Consider the following 19,897-nt stretch of genomic DNA (forward strand, 5'->3'; position numbering starts at 1 on the left):
TCGAACTGTACGAAGTAAAAAAATTACCGCTGTGAATTACCTATCTGTTGAAAATATCTCGAAATCTTTTGGTGAACGTACTTTGTTTAAAGACATCTCGTTCGGAATTAATAAAGATCAGAAAATTGCTTTCATTGCCAAAAATGGTTCTGGAAAAACGACCATTATGAATATTATCAATGGTTTCGATGAACCCGATACAGGAAAAGTAGTTCTGAGAAAAAGTATCAAAATGGCATTTTTGTCGCAAGTAGGCAACCTTCAGGATGAGCTGACTATTGAAGAAAGCATTTTTGCTTCGGATAACGAGACTCTAAAAGTCATTGAACAATACGAGAAAGCATTGGAAAACCCGGATGATTCTGAGGCGTACCAAAAGGCTTTTGACCTAATGGACCAGCATGATGCCTGGGATTTTGAAACACAATACAAACAGATTTTATTCAAATTGAAGTTGGAAGACTTCAAACTGAAAGTAAAAAACCTTTCGGGTGGGCAGAAAAAACGGCTGTCATTGGCCATCATATTAATCAACCGTCCGGATTTACTAATTCTGGATGAACCCACGAATCACCTTGATTTGGAGATGATTGAATGGCTTGAGAGTTATTTTGCCAAAGAAAACATTACGTTATTCATGGTGACACACGACCGTTTCTTTCTGGAACGTGTCTGTAATGAAATCATCGAATTGGACAATGGAAAATTATACCAATACAAAGGAAACTACTCCTATTATTTAGAGAAAAAAGAGGAACGCATTGCCTCAGAAAATTCCAGTGTCGATAAAGCACAGAATCTTTTTGTAAAAGAACTGGAATGGATGCGCCGTCAGCCAAAGGCGAGAACAACCAAATCGAAATCCCGCCAGGATGATTTTTATACAATCAAGGAAAAAGCACAAAGCCGTCGTAAGGAGAATGTGGTGGAACTTGAAATCAATATGGAACGCATGGGCAGCAAGATTATCGAGCTTCATAAAATCTCCAAACGTTTTAAGGACCGTGTGATTTTGGATAATTTCAGTTTCGATTTCCAACGAGGAGAGCGCATTGGAATCATCGGGAAAAACGGAACCGGAAAATCAACTTTTTTAAATTTACTGACTGGGAATGTTCCGTTAGATGGCGGAAAAGTCGTTGTGGGTGATACGATTAAAATCGGTTATTATACCCAAAGCGGAATCAATCCAAAACCGGGACAGCGCGTCATCGACGTAATCAAAGAATATGGCGAATTTATTCCGCTGACCAAAGGAAAAATTATTTCTGCTTCCCAATTATTGGAACGTTTCCTTTTTGACAGCAAAAAACAATATGATTTTGTAGAGAAATTGAGTGGTGGTGAACTGAAACGGTTGTATTTGTGTACGGTTTTGATTCAGAATCCGAACTTTTTGATTCTCGATGAGCCTACCAATGATTTGGATATTGTTACCTTAAATGTTCTAGAAAGCTTCCTTTTGGATTATCCGGGATGTCTGGTAGTAGTGTCACACGACCGTTACTTTATGGATAAGATTGTCGATCATTTATTTATCTTCCGAGGTGAAGGTGTAATCGAGAATTTCCCAGGTAACTATTCTGATTTCAGGGCGTATGAAGACAGTACTGATGTGGCCCAGAAAGAAGAAAACAAAGCCGAAAAGAAAGACTGGAAACAAAATAATCCGACAGGAAATCTGACGTTCAACGAACAAAAGGAATTTCAGAAAATTGAGAAAGAAATCAAAGATTTGGAGGTTCAGAAAATTGCTATTGAACACCTTTTCTCTGAAGGCAAAGTAGCCGATGCTGATATTGAGAAAAAAGCGAATGAATTACAAAACATCATTGCTAAAATTGAAGAGAAAGAAGAACGCTGGTTTGAACTTTCGGCGAAAATTGAAGGGTAAAACTTAGTCAGCGACTGATATATACTTATGCTGTTTCATATAAAAGCTTATCTGAAATTTCTTTGGCACTCCAAAAACGAGCATGGAGTCCATTCCCCTTTTGTGTTTAGTCTTGTCACGAAATGTTTTTATGATAAAAAACCAAAGACAGACTATATTCTTCTAAAAAAATACAGAAATTCCCTTTTAGAAAACAACAAAACGATTAACGTAATAGATTTTGGTGCGGGTTCGCGTGTTTTTAAAAGTAACATGAGATCCATTTCCAAAATTGCACAAACTGCGGGAATTACAAAAAAGAGGGCTGAATTACTGTATCGGATTGTTCATTATTTTAAACCGAAAGATATCTTAGAAATAGGGACTTCATTAGGATTGGCGACAGCAGCACTGGCGTTGGGAAATAAAAATTCAAGTATTGTAACGCTTGAAGGCTGTCCTGAAACCGCTACTATTGCCCAGCAACAATTTAAGAAGTTTGGTTTGGACAATGTAAATGCTGTCGTAACCGAATTCGGAAATTACTTGCAGACTGTTTCTGATTCATTTCAATTCATATACTTTGACGGGAATCATTCCAAAACGGCCACTTTGGATTATTTTGAATTGTTACTCCCAACCATCACCAATGACAGCGTCTGGATTTTCGATGACATTCATTGGTCCCCCGAAATGGAAGAAGCGTGGAATGTCATAAAGCAAAACCCTAAAGTAACGGTTACAATCGACACCTTTCAATGGGGATTGGTTTTCTTCAGAAGTGAGCAGGTAAAAGAAAACTTTGTTATTCGGGTCAATTAATATCAAAAAAAAAATGACAGCCATTACTGACTGTCATTTCTCTCGAATTAATAAATAACTTATTAGTTTGCTTCTTCTTTGGCTCTTTCGTTTTCTCCAGATTTAGCACCTATTCTGTTAACTTTTAACATTGGTGCAAATTTGATTTTCAAACTAGCGATTTTTCTGTTGTCTTCAGAAGAAAGACCTTCTCTTTCAACAGTATTTTTTCTAGTGTCAAGTGCTTCATACATAACTTTGATTTCATCCCAGTCTTCACGGGAATAACTGTCTTTATTGTTCTCAACAGTGTGAATGAATTGTTGGTAGACACCATGGATATTATCTTTATTTACCCAGTCAAAATTCATATCGTCACCCACTTTTCCTTCACCGAATAAGGCACTTCTTAATGCCATTTTAGGGTTTGCAGGTGCTGCTGCTTCCGCTGGCTGCATATCTGCTTGCATTTTAGCTTTTAAAGCTTCATATTTAGCTTTACTTGCATTTATTCTTTCTTGAGCTTTTTCTCTATCTTTCAGATTTTCCAAAGCTGCTTCAGCTTCGCTCATTCTTAATTGGTAAGAAGCATCAATGGCCTGCCAATTTGTTTTTGCGTCAGCTTCGGCTACGTTCCCTAATGAATCAACGTAAACAACGTACGTATCAACCTGTTTCTCTGCTTGTGTTTCTTTTTCATCTTTACAAGATGTAAATGCTAAAGCGATTATCGCTAATCCTAAAAACAAATTTCTGTTTTTCATAATTAATTGGGTTTTAAATATTATATAAGTAAATGTAAGAAAATTTGTTTGTTAAACAATGTTTGCCTTAAAAATTTAATAATAATTTAATATTTAACTTAAAATTATTTTAAAATATGAGTATAACATAACAAAAATATATAATTGTATAACAATTATGTAAGAATTTTTATTCAGCACAGTTTAAAAAAAACACTTACTTTTATCTCAAATTAAAAAAAATGACTGCGCCACTTATAAAAATCAAAAATATTACGAGAGATTTTATTCTGGGAAATGAAATCGTTTATGTATTAAAAGGTATCGATTTAAAAATAAACAAGGGAGAATATGTCGCTTTAATGGGACCTTCAGGTTCTGGAAAATCTACTTTAATGAACCTTTTAGGCTGTCTCGATACGCCTACATCAGGACAATATATCCTAAACGGCAAAGATGTCAGCCAGATGAAGGACGACGAACTCGCCGGAATCAGGAACAAGGAAATCGGTTTTGTTTTTCAGACCTTTAACCTTTTACCAAGAACAACTGCCCTGGATAATGTGGCCCTGCCAATGATTTACGCCGGGCATTCGAAAGCGGACAGAAAAGCACGTGCCGAAGAAGTTCTGACACAAGTAGGATTGGCCGACCGCATGGATCACCAGCCCAATCAGCTCTCGGGAGGACAAAGACAGCGTGTGGCCGTTGCCCGTGCTTTGGTAAACCGTCCTTCCATTATTTTGGCAGATGAGCCTACCGGTAACCTCGACAGTAAAACGTCGGAAGAAATTATGGGACTGTTCAATGAAATTCATGCTCTTGGAAACACCGTTATTTTGGTAACACATGAAGAAGAGATCGCCAAACACGCGCATAGAATCATTCGTTTACGCGACGGAATTATTGAAAGTGACAATTCAAACATTATTGAAAAAGAACTTGCTTCTTTGTAAACCGTCATGAATGTAGCTTTACTTACCTGTGCCAAACTGCCGTATCTTAACCCTGAAGACCAGCTTTTAATTCCAGAATTGGCGAAACATCAGATTCATGCAAAAGCAGTGATTTGGGATGACCCAACAATTAATTGGAACGAATTTGATTGGCTGATTTTTCGGAACACCTGGGATTATTTTGAAAAGGAACAGGAGTTCAACCTTTGGCTTGACCAAATAGAACGTTCAGGGATTAAAACCTTAAATCCGATTGCTGTCATTAAACAGAACAAGCATAAATTTTACCTTCGTGACCTCCAGCAGCAGGGAATTGCTATCATCCCTACTGTTTTTATTGATAAGACTTCTAATCTGAACCTTTCCGAAATCATTCCGGCTCATTGGAAAAATGCAGTTATCAAACCCGCTTTTTCGGGAGGTGCTTATCAGACAACTCTTTTTGATGTTATCGAGACAGCATATATGAATGAAGAATACCGTACAATTGCTTCCGAAAAAGAATTGCTGGTACAGGAATTCATGCCGGAGATTAAGGAATTCGGAGAAACATCATTTATCTTTTTCAATAAAAAATTCTCGCATTGTGTCAACAAAAAACCAATGGCAGGTGATTTTAGGGTGCAGGTACAATTCGGCGGGCAATACACCGCAGTAAAACCCACTGAAGAATTGATCCAAAAGGCACAACAAATTGTCAACACATTCGATGACCAGTTGTTATATGCCCGGGTTGATGGCATTGTCATTAATAATGAACTGCATTTAATGGAAGTGGAATGCATCGAGCCTGATTTGTATTTCAATTTAAGTGAGGGCTCACAAACCAGATTCGTTTCAGAATTACTGGAACTTATACACTAAATGCTATTTTTTTCAAAAATCATCAAACAAATACCTCAATGAAAGTATATACTAAAACAGGAGACAAAGGAACCACGGCACTTTTTGGAGGCACACGGGTACCGAAAGACCATATCCGAATCGAAAGTTACGGCACCGTCGATGAACTCAATTCCCACATTGGACTAATCCGAGATCAGGAGATGAATACGCATTATAAAGAAATATTGATCCAAATCCAGGATCGGTTGTTTACTGTTGGCGCAATTCTGGCCACTCCGCCAGAAAAAGAAATCCTAAAAAACGGCAAGCCAAGATTAAATATTCCCAAAATCATAGAGGGTGATATTGAATTGCTTGAAAATGAGATTGATGAAATGGAGAAAAGTTTACCTCCCATGACTCATTTTGTACTTCCGGGTGGTCATACGACCGTGTCATATTGTCACATTGCACGTTGTGTTTGCCGCAGGGCAGAGCGTCTGTCTGTCCATTTAAATGACATTGAGCCTACAGATGAGCTGGTGATTAAGTATCTGAACCGACTTTCTGACTACCTTTTTGTCTTGGCACGGAAGTTGTCCCATGATCTAAACGCTGAAGAAATAAAGTGGATTCCTCAAAAGGGTTGATCCATTTTTTTGAAGCTGTTTCCTGCTATCCGTTGCAATCTTTTGCTTTAAAAAAAGCAAAAGGATTTCCACTGCTATCAGGGCTAAAAAACACAAAAAATTGACGTTCTTAACTTTTTTTAAAATAAATCGATTTTTACTTGACTTTTTCAGTAAAAAATTTATTTTTGCATAAACTAAAATCGATATCAAATGTATTGGACATTAGAATTAGCATCTTATTTAAGTGATGCACCGTGGCCTGCGACCAAAGATGAACTTATCGACTACGCTATTAGAGCTGGTGCGCCACTTGAAGTGGTTGAAAACCTACAATCTATAGAAGACGAAGGGGAGATTTATGAATCGATGGAAGAGATTTGGCCTGATTATCCAACCGACGAAGATTATCTTTGGAACGAGGATGAATATTAAAAAATAAAATCAATGAAAAAGTCTCATCAGAGGCTTTTTTTTTGGTTAATTTTACACACTTGATTATAAATAGAAATAGAGATAAATAATATGAGTTTCATAAATAGCATTCTTAAAGTTTTTGTTGGGGACAAATCCGAGAAAGACGTCAAAGCCTTACAAGGTAATATCACGAAAATAAAAACTTTCGAAAGTGCCTTAGAAGCATTATCTCATGATGAATTGAGAGAAAAAACTGCCTATTTCAAGGAAAAAATAAAGCAGGCCCGTGCCGAGAAAGATGCGAAAATAGCCGCACTTCAGGTGGAAGTGGAAACCATCGAGGACATCGATAAAAGAGAAGACCTTTACATGGCCATTGACGCTTTAGAAAAGGAAGCTTACGAGATTTCTGAAAAAACATTGGGCGAATTGCTTCCTGAAGCTTTCGCAGTAGTGAAAGAAACCGCCAAAAGATTCAAAGACAATACTTCAATCACAGTCACGGCTACTCCAAAAGACCGCGAACTTTCTGCCACAAAAAGCTATATTACATTGGATGGGAATAATGCAATTTGGGCTAATTCCTGGAGCGCTGCCGGAAAAGAAATCACTTGGGACATGGTGCATTATGATGTCCAGTTGATTGGTGGTATGGTACTTCATGGAGGTAAAATTGCAGAAATGCAGACTGGGGAAGGAAAAACGTTAGTGGCAACTTTGCCTCTTTATCTGAATGCCCTAACCGGAAACGGGGTGCACTTGGTAACCGTGAATGATTATTTGGCAAAACGTGATAGTACTTGGAAAGCGCCACTGTTTGAGTTCCACGGTCTGACAGTAGATTGTATCGACAATCACCAGCCTAATTCTGACGAAAGAAGAAAAGCATACGAAGCCGATATTACCTACGGGACTAATAACGAATTTGGTTTTGACTACTTAAGAGATAACATGGCGCATTCGCCGGCAGATTTGGTTCAGAGAAAACACAATTACGCCATTGTCGATGAGGTCGATTCGGTATTGATTGATGATGCGAGAACGCCATTGATTATTTCGGGTCCGGTTCCACAAGGAGACCGTCATGAATTTAATGAGCTGAAACCAAAAATCGAAAACCTGGTAAGTCTGCAAAGACAATTGGCCAACGGGTTTTTAGCGGAAGCGAAAAGATTAATTAAAGAGGGTAATACCAAAGAAGGTGGTTTCAATTTATTGAGAGCCTACAGAAGTTTACCAAAAAATAAAGCCTTAATCAAATTTTTGAGTGAAGAAGGGATCAAGCAATTGCTTCAAAAAACCGAAAATCAGTATTTACAGGATAACAAACGTGATATGCATATTGCAGATGAAGCGTTGTATTTTGTAATTGAAGAAAAGAACAATCAGGTCGAATTAACTGACAACGGAATCAAATTTCTTTCTCAGGATACCGACAGTAGTTTCTTCGTTCTTCCGGATATCGGAACCGAAATTGCGGCTATCGAGAGAAAAAAATTAGACAAGGATGCCGAAGCCGAAGAGAAAGAAAGACTGTTTCAGGATTTCAGCATCAAAAGCGAAAGAATCCACACGTTAACGCAACTACTGAAAGCGTATAGCTTATTCGAAAAGGACGTGGAATATGTAATCATGGACAACAAAATCATGATTGTAGATGAGCAGACTGGACGTATCATGGATGGCCGTCGTTATTCTGACGGTTTACACCAGGCGATTGAAGCGAAAGAAAACGTAAAAATTGAAGCGGCAACCCAAACTTTTGCAACAGTCACATTGCAGAACTATTTCAGAATGTACAGCAAATTGGGCGGTATGACCGGAACAGCTGTTACAGAAGCAGGTGAGCTTTGGCAAATTTATAAATTGGATGTGGTAGAAATTCCTACCAACAGACCAATGTCGAGAAAAGACAAAGAAGATTTAATTTATAAAACGACACGCGAAAAATTCAATGCTGTTATTGAAGATGTATCTGAATTATCTAAGGCCGGAAGACCAGTATTGATTGGTACCACTTCGGTAGAGATTTCGGAATTATTAAGCCGAATGCTGAAAATGCGCGGTGTAGCCCACAACGTTTTGAATGCCAAAATGCACAAGCAGGAGGCACAAATTGTTGAGGAAGCAGGAAAAGCCGGAGTAGTGACTATCGCAACCAACATGGCCGGTCGTGGAACGGATATTAAATTATCTGCTGAAGTGAAAGCTGCCGGTGGTTTGGCAATTATCGGTACTGAACGTCATGATTCGCGTCGTGTCGACAGACAGTTACGTGGTCGTGCAGGACGTCAGGGAGATCCGGGAAGTTCCCAATTCTATGTTTCTTTAGAAGATAACCTGATGCGTTTATTTGGTTCTGAAAGAGTAGCCAAAGTAATGGACAGAATGGGATTGAAAGAAGGGGAAGTGATTCAGCATTCAATGATGACCAAATCCATCGAACGTGCCCAGAAAAAAGTAGAGGAAAACAACTTTGGTGTCCGTAAACGTTTATTGGAATACGATGACGTTATGAACGCACAGCGTGAGGTAGTTTACAAACGTCGTCGTCACGCATTGCATGGGGAACGTCTGAAACTGGATATTGCCAACATGATGTATGACACTTGCGAGGTGATCGTGAATGACAATAAGATGAACAATGATTTCAAAAATTTTGAATTCGAATTGATTCGCTATTTCTCCATCACTTCCCCGGTATCAGAAAGTGATTTCGGTAAATTGACAGAAATAGAACTGACCGGTAAAATTTACAAAGCAGCTTTACAGTATTATGCTGAGAAAACGGAGCGTAGCGCCCGGGAAGCTTTGCCTATCATCAAAAATGTTTACGAAGATAAAAACAATCAGTTTGAACGTATTGTAGTACCATTTACAGATGGTGTAAAATCACTAAGCGTGGTTACCGATCTGAAGAAAGCCTACGAAACAGAAGGAAAACAACTGGTTGCCGATTTCGAGAAAAACATCACTTTAGCAATTGTGGATGAAGCCTGGAAAAAACATTTACGTAAAATGGACGAGTTGAAACAATCGGTTCAATTAGCCGTTCACGAACAAAAAGATCCATTGCTTATCTATAAATTTGAAGCTTTCAATTTGTTCAGCAGTATGCTCAATGGGGTGAATAAAGAAGTTATTTCATTCCTGTTCAAAGGAGATTTGCCACAGCAAACGGCTCCCGCAATTCAGGAAGCAAGAGAAGTTCATCATCAAAAGGAAGATTATCAGACTACCAGAAATGAAATTCAAAGCAGCGAAAGTGCCAATCGTGAGGCCGGACAAACACAGCCTCGCCAAGTGACGGAAACGATTGTAAGGGATATGCCAAAAATCAACCGTAATGACAATGTTACCATTAAACATGTAATGAGCGGTAAAACCGAAACCATGAAATTCAAAAAAGCGGAAACGATGTTGGCTTCAGGTGAATGGGTTATCGTGAATGAATAGATTTCAGTTGAAAATAATAAATAGTACAATCCCCAATTACAAAATGTAGTTGGGGATTTTTTTTAAAACCAATTCTAAAATAGTTCATATTATTCCACATGCGTTTTTTCGTATCTTAGTCATTACTAAACAATAATACATTTGAAATACATCACGCGTACTGTCTGGATACTTTCATTGGTCAGCTTATTTACTGATATGGCAAGTGAGATGCTGTATCCAATAATGCCGATTTATTTGAAGACCATCGGGTTTTCCATTGTGCTGATTGGTATTCTGGAAGGCGTGGCTGAAGCTACTGCAGGTCTGAGTAAAGGCTATTTCGGAAAACGATCGGATGCATCCCAAAGGCGCGTGCCGTTTGTTCAGCTGGGATATACGTTCAGTGCAATTTCAAAACCCATGATGGCCGTTTTGGTACATCCGATGTGGATTTTCTTCGCCCGGACGGTGGATCGTTTTGGAAAAGGAATACGGACCGGTGCCCGGGATGCAATTCTTTCCGACGAAGCCACTCCTAAAACGAAAGGGAAAATCTTTGGTTTTCATCGCTCGATGGATACGTTTGGAGCCGTATTGGGTCCTTCATTGGCGTTACTGTATCTCTATTATTATCCGGAAGATTACAAAACATTATTCTTGATCGCTTTTATTCCGGGTGTTTTGGCAGTTTTGGCTTCGCTATTTCTAAAAGAAAAAAAACATCTCGTTCACAAAGAAAAGAAGTCCGTTTCATTTTTTTCCTCTTTCAGTTATTGGAAAACTGCACCCATCGCCTATCGCCAAGTGGTCATCGGATTATTGGCATTTACATTGTTTAATAGTTCAGACATATTCTTGCTTTTAAAAGCAAAGGAATCCGGTTTGAGTGACATCCAGGTCATTGGCCTTTATATTTTTTATAATTTGGTTTATGCCTTGTGCGCTTTCCCTATTGGGATCCTGGCAGATAAAATTGGGCTGAAGAAAATGTTTATCTACGGCCTATCCCTCTACGCTATCGTCTATTTAGGTATGGGATTGAGCTCTCATACTTATGTCATTGGCGGATTTTTTCTGCTGTATGGAATATATGCGGCGGCGACTGAGGGTATTTCAAAAGCCTGGATCAGCAATATCACCGATAAAAACGATACCGCGACAGCCATCGGAACGTATTCGGGATTTCAAAGCATCTGTTCGATGTTGGCCAGTTCGTTAGCGGGATTGATTTGGTATCAATTTGGTGCTGAGGCAACGTTTCTGGTTACCGGAACTGTATCATTATTAATCATACTTTATTTCAGGTTTTCCGTAAAAGAATAAGATGAAACATTTTATTCGTGCAATCTATTTCCTATGACAAAAAATAATTTTACATTTACTTCTTATAAAGAGATAACAATAATCAAAAATAAATATCATGGCAAAAAGTCAAGACGCAAAGAAAACAGAAAAAAAAGAACCTCTTAAGACCGCCAAGGAAAAGAAGGAAGCAAAAAGAGAAAAGAAAAACAGTCCAAAAAGAGACTAGAACATTAACCCTTTCCAAAATCAGAGAGGGTTCTTTTTTACAAGTAAACGCAAAATTTAAACCTACTATTCAATGCCAAATACAGCAGTATTCAATAGCTTTTTCAATCATGTAAGGAGCAGTATCAGCGAGGGTACTTTCGCTAAATTAACCTTGGCAAAGACTATCGGCAATACCGATCTGATGAATATTTACATGCGTTCCATTCTGGAAGAGGATATATTGAAATTCACCTTGACCTTCAAATTCCAGCAGGAAGAAGTAGTGGAAACGCATTCTTTGGAAACGGCCATTGAGAGGATGATCCCGTATATAAACAAGCCTTTTTTGTCCGCACTTTTGTTTACCACGAAAGCGGACATTACGATGAAACTGAATAAAAAAAGAGTCGCATCCATTACGGAGCAATCCAATACTTTTAAAAATGCCGATCCGGTTTTACTGGAGTATTTGGCAAAATAACCAAAAGAAAATTCATCTATGGGAATATTTGACAAGCTTTTTGGTAGCAAATCAAAACAACCTGATCCAGAAAATTCAAGACTTTTTGAATTACTGAGCATTTATGAAAAGCAGAATGGTGAAGGTGATAGCTATAAAAATGTTGTTTTAGAATTAATGAACGGTAATTCATTTTTACTATTACCTTCAAAAAACGACAACCAATTTTCGGACTCCTGGACCACCACAAAAGGCGATACAACGTTGCAACTTTCATCTGTTTTTAATTTAGACGGATTAAAAGTTTTAGGTGCATTTACTGACGAAAAGGCGTTGTTAAATTGGGCAAATAAACCAACTCAATATACTGCATTATCTTCAAAAGATGTTTTGAGCCTTTGTGAAAGAGAATTAATGGACCGGATTGTAATTAATTCTGATTTACCAACCATGTTTGTTTTAGAAAAAAATAGGGACAATATTGAAACTTTAAACATCGAGGAAGACACAACTGTCCAAGTCGGCACACCAAATAATCCTTTAGAAAATAAAATTATCCAAAAACTTATCCAAAATTTTAAAAGAATTACAGTCATAGAAGAAGTTTATCAATATGGACAAACCAAGAACAATGAATTTAGCTTGGTTTTAGGCTTCAAACTTTTAACTAATTCTGAAAATGCAAAGACTGCGACAATTAATTCAGTTCAGAATGCATTACAAGGAGAGAAACTTAATCAACCCTTAGACTTATTCTTTATTGAAGATGCTAATTGGTATCAGACAATTCAGAATGTTGAAAATTCATTTGTATATAAAAAATAATCATAGAAAAATTACATTTGATCGGGGAATATTTTTCCGGGATTTAAGATTCCATGAGGATCAAATACTGATTTAATTCCTTTCATCAGCTGAAGTTGCGCTTGGTTAAACGCAATATCCATATAGTTTTTCTGAACATAACCGATACCATGCTCTCCGGATAAGGTTCCTTTCAGGGAAACTGTCAATTCAAAAATTTGACGGATTCCTTTGGGTATTTCTGTTGTCCAATCGGCATCGGACATCTCCCCTTTGACGATATTCACGTGCAGGTTTCCATCGCCGGCGTGACCGTAACAAACCGATTTGAAACCATATTTATTTCCGATTTCCTTTATTCCGTACAATAATTTTGGCAATTCGTAGCGTGGCACCACGGTATCTTCCTCTTTATAGATGGAATTTGATTTTACCGCTTCACCGACCGCCCGACGCATTTTCCATAATGCGTTTTTCTGGTCTTCGGTGTCTGCAAACAGTACTTCATCAATTTTAAATTGTTCTACGACTGTCATAATTTTTTCGGCTTCCGTAAAAAGAACATCCGGATAATTACCATCCACTTCAATTAGTAAATGGGCCTCTATACCGTCTTTTATTGTTACACTCACATTGGGAACAAATTTCAGCGTCCAGTCAATTGCATCGCGTTCCATGAACTCCAAAGCACTTGGGACAACTCCGGCCCTGAATATGGCAGAAACGGCTTCACAGGCCTCATTGGCAGAATAAAAAGGAACCAACATCAAAACATTGTGTGTGGCTTGTGGCAATAATTTCATAACAATTTTAGTGATTACTCCCAAAGTGCCTTCACTCCCGACCATCAATTGGGTCAGGTTGTAACCGGTAGAGTTTTTCAACGTATTGGCGCCTGTCCAGATAATTTCCCCGTTGGCAAGCACCACTTCCAGGTTCAGGACATAATCTTTGGTGACACCATACTTCACGGCACGGGCGCCTCCGGCATTTTCGGCGACATTCCCTCCTATCCAACAACTTCCCTGACTGCTGGGGTCCGGTGGATAAAAAAGACCTTTCTCGGCCACGCTTTCCCGGAGCACCTGCGTGATAACTGCCGGTTCAACGGTAACCTGTAAATTCTGCTCATCAATATGGAGGATTTTATTGAAGCGTTCCATCGATAAGCCAATTCCCTGATGGATTGACAATGCGCCTCCGCTAAGACCGGTCCGGCCGCCAATTGGCGTTACAGGAATTTTATTTTCGCTTGCTATTCTCATAATAGCCGAAATTTCTTCGGGAGTACCTGGTTTCAAGACTACGGCAGGAGGAAAAACATAATCTTCCGTTTCATCGTGACCGTAATGGTTCCTGGTTTCCTGATCCAAAAAAATAAAAGAGGACCCCACAATTTGTTCCAATTGGGCAATCACGGCAGTATTTAATTCATTATAAGACATAGCAGTAAATTCAACTGTAAAGGTATTAAAAATACTATTATTTGGGGTAATTGGAAACCGAAATCCCTAGCCCTGATCGAAACGGCATCCCACGCTTTTTTTGCGTGGATACAGTGGAGAGCAGGAAAAGCTCCTGAAAAACTATTTCTTTTTTAAATTGGGTAAAAAGAAAGCGATTATTCCAATTAATGGAAGGTAGGCGCAGATGTGATAAACATAGATGATGCTGGTATGATCGGCTAAGTTTCCTAATAAGGCTGAGCCTAAACCGCCCATTCCGAAGGCGAATCCGTAAAAAAGACCGGAAACCATTCCTAATTTTTTGGGTAATAATTCCTGTGCAAAAACCAATATTGCCGGGAAGGCTGAAGACATAATGGTTCCGATGATGACCGATAATATTCCGGTCCAGAATAAATCGGCATACGGTAATAATAACGTAAATGGCGCTGCGCCTAAAACAGAAAACCAAATAACATATTTTCTACCGAAACGGTCGCCCAATGGTCCGCCAATCAAGGTTCCCAATGCGCAGGATGCGAGAAATAAAACTAAATGAAACTGTGCTTCCTGAACTGACAAGCTGAATTTTTCCATTAGATAAAAGGTAAAATAGCTCGACACACTGGCCATGTAAAAGAATTTTGAAAATATCAGTACCATCAACACTACCACCGAAAGTATAATCTGATTCTGCGATAACTTGGGCAGATCAATAACTGCCTTTTTAGTAGAACGCAGATTCAAGTGATGTTGGTACCACAGAGCAATCCTGCTTAAAACCATTAAGCCAATAATAGCGAAAACGGCAAACCAAATGATATAATATTGCGTATTGGGAACGACAATCAACGCCACTAAAAGCGGACCCAGTGCAGTTCCTGCGTTGCCTCCCAACTGAAAAATAGACTGTGCGAGTCCTCTCTTACCGCCGGATGCCAGAAACGAAATCCGGGACGCTTCGGGATGAAAAATAGAAGAACCGATACCCACAAAAATCACCGAAATAATAATCATCTGAAAACTGGACGCATATGACAAAAGCACGATACCGGACATGGTAAAAAGCATGCCGATGATCTGGGAATAAGGTTTTGGTTTTTTATCAGTATAATATCCTACCATTGGCTGCAGTATTGAGGCCGCCATCTGATAGGCGAAAGTGATTAACCCGATTTGGGTAAACGATAAATTGAAGTTTTCTTTCAATATTGGATACGATGCCGGAATAACCGCCTGCAGCAAATCGTTCAATAAATGCGCAAAAGCAATGGAAAACAGAATGGAATAGACCGTTTTTTTGGCTACTTCCTGGGTATCCATCGGGGCATTCATTTCTGCTACAGCTTTCATAATCCTAATTTTATGCAAAAATACTAAATTCAAAGACGGATTTAAAGTAATTTATTTTTTTAAGGCAATTAGTGTAATTCGGCTTTAAGTACTAATTTTACTAAAACGATTTAAGTTTTGGAAAACAAAAAAATAAAACATTCGGCATTGCAGGTAAAAGATGGTGTATCACCACCTGAAATTATCAGTTCGAGTGCTGCGGAACATATCAAAAACCTTAAAAAGAAGCAGCCTTCTTCAGCCGAATTAATTTCAGGAATACTAGCGGGGAATATTACTGCTCTAAGCCGGGCGATTACCTTGGTGGAAAGCACTAATGTATCTCATTTAGCCAAAGCTAATGAAGTCATCAATGCGTGCCTGCCGCATGCGAACAATTCGGTGCGCATAGGCATTACCGGGGTTCCGGGTGTCGGGAAAAGTACTTTTATTGAAGCCTTTGGAAAATACCTGACGGGCTTAGGAAAAAAAGTAGCCGTGTTGGCAGTAGACCCGAGCAGTACGATTTCGCATGGAAGTATTCTTGGTGATAAAACACGGATGGAGGAATTGGTAAAAGATACAAACGCGTATATCCGTCCGTCCGCTTCAGGGGAAACCTTAGGAGGAGTGGCGCGCAAAACCAGGGAAGCAATTACCCTTTGTGAAGCCTGTGGTTTTGATACGATTATCATTGAAACGGTGGGTGTCGGGCAAAGTGAAACGGCAGTACACAGCATGGTGGACTTTTTTCTGTTGCTGAAAATTTCCGGTGCCGGAGATGAATTGCAAGGGATCAAAAGAGGTATCATGGAGATGGCCGATGCAATCGTTATCAATAAAGCCGACGGGGATAATATCAAAAAAGCCAATTTGGCCAAGACGGAATTTAATCGGGCGCTTCATTTGTTTCCCGCAAAAAAATCAGGCTGGACACCTACCACTTCGACCTGTAGTGCGATCACACATGATGGTATCGATGCGGTTTGGGAAACGATTCTGAAATTTTTGGAACTGACCAAGAACAATGGATATTTCTTTGAAAAAAGAAAAGAGCAGAATCAATACTGGATGCTTGAAACCATTAATGAACAGCTGAAACTGAACTTTTACAATCATCCGACCCTTTTGAAATTATTGGAAGAAAATAAAAAAGCAGTGCAAAACAATGAAATATCACCTTTTGCAGCTGCTCAGTTATTATTGGAAACGTATTTTAAAAAATAAGCTATTCTTTTTCGTAACGCTCCATTTCGCGGTCATAAAACGCATTGGCCAGTTCGATTAAGCCTTCCATTTCGGTATTTAATTCGGCTTCATCCAAGTCTTCCGCCTCTTCCATAAATTCTACCTCATCATCTTTGAGGTTGATTATAAATCTTGGGTAATCAAGATGAATAATGAATATATCGTCCGGAAAATCGGTATTGTCGCCTAGTAAAAATTTTGGTAATTCCATGTATTGATTTTGTAATTTATAATTGTTCGAAATTATTTGTCGGAAATAATTACCGGTGCATTTCCTTTACTGTTCATAAAGATGATTTTCGTATTCGGAGAAGCAGCCAATTCCTTTTGTGCCTTTATTTGTTCGTATTGCAATTGTTTATCAGACAATCCGGTTGAAATTATACGCTGGTAATCTGCAATACCCTGTGCTTCCACTCTTTTACGTTCGGCTTCCTGCTTTTCTTTTTGCAGGACAAATTGCATTTTCTGGGCTTCCTGTTCAGCGTTGATTTTAGACTCAATCGTAGTTTTTACAGAAGCAGGAAGATTGATATTCCTAATTAATAATTGCTCCAAAATCAATCCTCTGCTTTTGAAATCATCTTCAATGCTTTTGAAAATCCGTTGTTGGAATTCATTTCTTTTCGTCGAATATAATGCGACAGCATCATAATAAACAGCATTGTCCCGAATACGGGTTCGGGTTACCGGGCGGACAATCTTATCGGCATAATTAATACCAATCTGTTTGAATATTTTTGGGGCATCATTTGGTGAAATACGATACAAAACGGTCAGATCGATGACCACTTCCAGTCCATCATTTGATAGCACACGGATCGCGTCATCTCCTTCTTGCGCACCTTCAGAATGAATAGCCGACATCGTGTAGTTTTGCGTCTGGATGTCAAAATTAGTAACGTCAACTAATGGATTTATGATATGCAGTCCACTTTGAAGAATGTCTTTTTCCACGCTTCCGTACAACGATTTTACGCCCACATTTCCGGCATCAATCTGTTTGAACATCGAGGAGAACAATCCTAAAGCGATAATAAGAGCCGCCGCAACCTTAAAAAAAGCGGAGTATTTGGACATTGGCGAAGCATTGCTTTTTAATAATGTTCCCACTATAAATAAAATAAGACCGAGTATTATTGTAAAAATGACCATAATAATTTTAATAAGTTAATGGGTTATCCCTAACGAGTTTTTTTGTGAGTTTATCAAAGCGAATATACAAAAATATCGCGGCAGCTGTAAGTCCGGCTAAAAGTCCAATCCATACGCCTACGGATTTTAATTCGGTATATTTCCCCAGGTAAAATGAAATCGGAAAACCGACAATCCAATACGCCACGAAAGTAATGTACATTGGAATTTTCACGTCCTGCAATCCACGTAACGCCCCCAAAACCACTACCTGTATCCCATCTGAAATCTGAAAAACCGCCGCTACCAATAATAATTTGGATGCTATGGCAATAACTTCAGAATTATCTAGTGCTTGCGTAGTATCGTTCATATTAAGGAAGAAATGAGGCAGGTAATTATGGAAAACCACGAATGCGATGGCGAAAATCACTTCCAAAATAATGGCCAGCAAAAATATGGATCGGGCAATAACAATGAGGTTTTTGAAATCCTTCAATCCTTTTTGGTTACTGACCCTGATCATTGCCGTTACATTAAGTCCCATCGCAAACATAAATGTAATGGTGGCCAATGTCAGCGCAATCTGATTTGCCGCCTGACTGGTTTTTCCAATCGAACCCGTAAGCCAAATGGCAGCAGTAAACAATGCCACTTCAAACAACATCTGCATGGCAGAAGGCATTCCAAGATTGATTATCTTTCTTAAAATCGATTTTTTTATTTCCTTAAAGGTGAAATTTTTGAAATAACGGTTAATCTCTTTGTTGTTTTTTAGCAGATAATGCATGAAAACCAGCATCATAAACCTTGAGATTACCGTTCCCAATGCTGCCCCAGTAATTCCCAGTTTTGGAAAAATCCATACCCCGTAAATTAAAACGTAATTGAAAAAGATATGGACCACATTGGTCATAAAAATGGCATACATCGAATATTTGGTTTGCGACAGACCATCAGCAAACTGTTTATAGCCTTGGTAAATAATCACTGGTATCAATGAAAAAGCTACCCAGTCTATATACGGTGATGCCAGATCAATTACCTCTTGCGGCTGATGCATCAGATACATTATTGGTTTGGATAAAACAATCAGGATAAACAGTACTACTCCCAAAACAGTACACAAAAGCAAACCATGGTGGAAAATGGTACGGATTTTCTTTTCATCTTTTTCGGCATCAGCAACAGCGATTATCGGTGTTATCGCAGTGGAGAACCCGATTCCGATAGACATGGCAATAAAAATAAAACTGCTGCCCAACGAAACTGCGGCTAATTCGGTAGAGCCCAAATTGCCGACCATGATATTATCTACAATACCAATTAACGTATGTCCCAGCATTCCTAAAATGACCGGATATGCCAGTTTAAAATTATATGAAAACTCTTTGGTATATTTTGAAAAATTCACTTTGATTTTATTTATGTCCGCAAAGGTAAGCAGAACAATTTGAAGAAAAATACGCAAAATTAAGGCAAATTTAACAAGTACCGTAACTTGTTACAAACCAAATACTTATAAGCTAAATAATTACACAATTAGCAATTTTTGACTACTATTCAAGAGCATTATTACAATAAAACATCATAAACAAGGGTTTTAATACTGAAACAATAATATTTATGTAACAAATTGAAATAATTGTGTAAGACCGGTCCCTTATCCAAGTATTACATTTGCAACGTTGATTTGATAGGGTTATCATCAACGATTTTTTAAACACTTAAATTCTTTTATTATGAAAATCCACACACTAGTATTATCCGCTATTTCGCTTTTATTTGCAAGTACTGCTATCGCACAAGATGTGCCAGCGGCAGAAAAAAATTATGATCAAAGTTTCCGTTTAGGATTCGGTTTAAATGGTGGAATTCCGACTGATTCTGACACGTACAACTTTTCTCTAGGTGCAGATGCCCGTATCCAATATGACTTAACCAAAAGAACTTCATTGACATTCACTACAGGTTTCACCAATTTGTTCATGGATAAAGACGTTAAGGACTTAGGTTTTATTCCGCTGAAAGCAGGTTTTAAAGCCTTTATTTGGGAAGATCAATTCTATGTTTTAGGTGAAATTGGTGGTGGTATTGCCGTTACGAATGATTATACTCAAAACACGTATTTATGGGCTCCTGGAATTGGGTATGCTAATAAAAATTTCGATTTGAGTTTACGTTATGAAGCGTATACAGAATATGATACAGATCAGATTGCATTGCGTATAGCATACGGTTTTGAATTGTAAAACCTGATTTACACATATAAAAATGCCC

The 19,897-nt window shown here is 38.5% G+C and carries 18 protein-coding genes; 12 read left to right on the forward strand and 6 right to left on the reverse strand.

Features of this window, described 5'->3' with window-relative positions:
- Positions 1-31 precede the first annotated feature (31 nt).
- Both FNW07_RS04995 and FNW07_RS05000 read left to right on the forward strand, forming a co-directional pair.
- Positions 32-1,894, forward strand: a complete 1,863-nt coding sequence (locus FNW07_RS04995) for an ABC-F family ATP-binding cassette domain-containing protein (RefSeq protein ID WP_126743626.1) — start codon at positions 32-34, stop codon at positions 1,892-1,894.
- Positions 1,895-1,921: 27 nt separating this feature from the next.
- Positions 1,922-2,695, forward strand: coding sequence for an O-methyltransferase (locus FNW07_RS05000; RefSeq protein WP_126743625.1), 774 nt, complete (start codon positions 1,922-1,924; stop codon positions 2,693-2,695).
- Positions 2,696-2,757: 62 nt separating this feature from the next.
- Here the strand turns inward: FNW07_RS05000 and FNW07_RS05005 are convergent, their stop codons facing one another.
- Positions 2,758-3,438: a DUF6565 domain-containing protein gene (locus FNW07_RS05005; protein WP_126743624.1), complete on the reverse strand. Its 681-nt coding sequence runs from the start codon at positions 3,436-3,438 to the stop codon at positions 2,758-2,760.
- 221 nt (positions 3,439-3,659) lie between these two features.
- Here FNW07_RS05005 and FNW07_RS05010 point away from each other — a divergent pair, with 221 nt between their 5' ends.
- The 8 genes from FNW07_RS05010 to FNW07_RS05050 all read left to right on the forward strand — a co-directional run bounded on the left by FNW07_RS05010 (position 3,660) and on the right by FNW07_RS05050 (position 12,479).
- Positions 3,660-4,373, forward strand: a complete 714-nt coding sequence (locus tag FNW07_RS05010; RefSeq protein WP_126743623.1) for an ABC transporter ATP-binding protein — start codon at positions 3,660-3,662, stop codon at positions 4,371-4,373.
- A 6-nt stretch (positions 4,374-4,379) separates the two neighbouring features.
- Entirely contained in the window at positions 4,380-5,237 is an 858-nt protein-coding gene (locus FNW07_RS05015) for a RimK family alpha-L-glutamate ligase (RefSeq protein WP_126743622.1), read from the forward strand.
- 38 nt (positions 5,238-5,275) lie between these two features.
- Positions 5,276-5,848: a cob(I)yrinic acid a,c-diamide adenosyltransferase gene (locus FNW07_RS05020; RefSeq protein WP_126743621.1), complete on the forward strand. Its 573-nt coding sequence runs from the start codon at positions 5,276-5,278 to the stop codon at positions 5,846-5,848.
- Positions 5,849-6,040: 192 nt separating this feature from the next.
- Positions 6,041-6,262, forward strand: coding sequence for a DUF2795 domain-containing protein (locus tag FNW07_RS05025; RefSeq protein ID WP_022828503.1), 222 nt, complete (start codon positions 6,041-6,043; stop codon positions 6,260-6,262).
- A gap of 90 nt (positions 6,263-6,352) precedes the next feature.
- Positions 6,353-9,700 carry a preprotein translocase subunit SecA gene (gene secA / locus FNW07_RS05030; RefSeq protein WP_126743620.1) on the forward strand — a complete coding sequence of 1,116 codons (3,348 nt, stop codon included), beginning with the start codon at positions 6,353-6,355 and terminating at the stop codon, positions 9,698-9,700.
- A 141-nt stretch (positions 9,701-9,841) separates the two neighbouring features.
- A complete protein-coding gene (locus FNW07_RS05035; protein WP_126743619.1) occupies positions 9,842-11,005 on the forward strand; it encodes an MFS transporter in 1,164 nt (387 codons plus the stop codon).
- A gap of 280 nt (positions 11,006-11,285) precedes the next feature.
- Positions 11,286-11,675 carry a hypothetical protein gene (locus tag FNW07_RS05045; protein ID WP_126743617.1) on the forward strand — a complete coding sequence of 130 codons (390 nt, stop codon included), beginning with the start codon at positions 11,286-11,288 and terminating at the stop codon, positions 11,673-11,675.
- Between the two features lie 18 nt (positions 11,676-11,693).
- Positions 11,694-12,479, forward strand: coding sequence for an SseB family protein (locus tag FNW07_RS05050; protein WP_126743616.1), 786 nt, complete (start codon positions 11,694-11,696; stop codon positions 12,477-12,479).
- Between the two features lie 11 nt (positions 12,480-12,490).
- Here FNW07_RS05050 and FNW07_RS05055 read toward each other — a convergent pair whose 3' ends face one another.
- Both FNW07_RS05055 and FNW07_RS05060 read right to left on the reverse strand, forming a co-directional pair.
- Positions 12,491-13,903 carry an FAD-binding oxidoreductase gene (locus FNW07_RS05055; RefSeq protein ID WP_126743615.1) on the reverse strand — a complete coding sequence of 471 codons (1,413 nt, stop codon included), beginning with the start codon at positions 13,901-13,903 and terminating at the stop codon, positions 12,491-12,493.
- A 141-nt stretch (positions 13,904-14,044) separates the two neighbouring features.
- On the reverse strand, positions 14,045-15,256 hold the full coding sequence (locus FNW07_RS05060) for an MFS transporter (protein WP_126743614.1): 1,212 nt from the start codon (positions 15,254-15,256) through the stop codon (positions 14,045-14,047).
- Between the two features lie 117 nt (positions 15,257-15,373).
- On the opposite strand from FNW07_RS05060, the gene meaB reads away from it, so the two are divergent.
- On the forward strand, positions 15,374-16,462 hold the full coding sequence (gene meaB, locus FNW07_RS05065) for a methylmalonyl Co-A mutase-associated GTPase MeaB (protein WP_126743613.1): 1,089 nt from the start codon (positions 15,374-15,376) through the stop codon (positions 16,460-16,462).
- A 1-nt stretch (position 16,463) separates the two neighbouring features.
- Here the strand turns inward: meaB and FNW07_RS05070 are convergent, their stop codons facing one another.
- The 3 genes from FNW07_RS05070 to FNW07_RS05080 are packed head-to-tail and all read right to left on the reverse strand — an operon-like array spanning position 16,464 to position 19,031.
- On the reverse strand, positions 16,464-16,694 hold the full coding sequence (locus tag FNW07_RS05070; RefSeq protein ID WP_126743612.1) for a hypothetical protein: 231 nt from the start codon (positions 16,692-16,694) through the stop codon (positions 16,464-16,466).
- Between the two features lie 32 nt (positions 16,695-16,726).
- The gene (locus FNW07_RS05075; RefSeq protein ID WP_126743611.1) at positions 16,727-17,638 is read right to left on the reverse strand and encodes a prohibitin family protein; all 912 of its coding nucleotides are present in this window, start codon (positions 17,636-17,638) and stop codon (positions 16,727-16,729) included.
- Positions 17,639-17,645: 7 nt separating this feature from the next.
- Complete coding sequence (locus FNW07_RS05080) at positions 17,646-19,031, reverse strand: MATE family efflux transporter (protein WP_126743610.1); 1,386 nt, start codon at positions 19,029-19,031, stop codon at positions 17,646-17,648.
- Positions 19,032-19,359: 328 nt separating this feature from the next.
- On the opposite strand from FNW07_RS05080, the gene FNW07_RS05085 reads away from it, so the two are divergent.
- Complete coding sequence (locus tag FNW07_RS05085) at positions 19,360-19,869, forward strand: hypothetical protein (protein ID WP_126743609.1); 510 nt, start codon at positions 19,360-19,362, stop codon at positions 19,867-19,869.
- Positions 19,870-19,897: the final 28 nt, after the last annotated feature.

Origin of the sequence: Flavobacterium sp. GT3R68, from assembly GCF_007109225.1 — a bacterium.
Lineage (GTDB): Bacteria > Bacteroidota > Bacteroidia > Flavobacteriales > Flavobacteriaceae > Flavobacterium.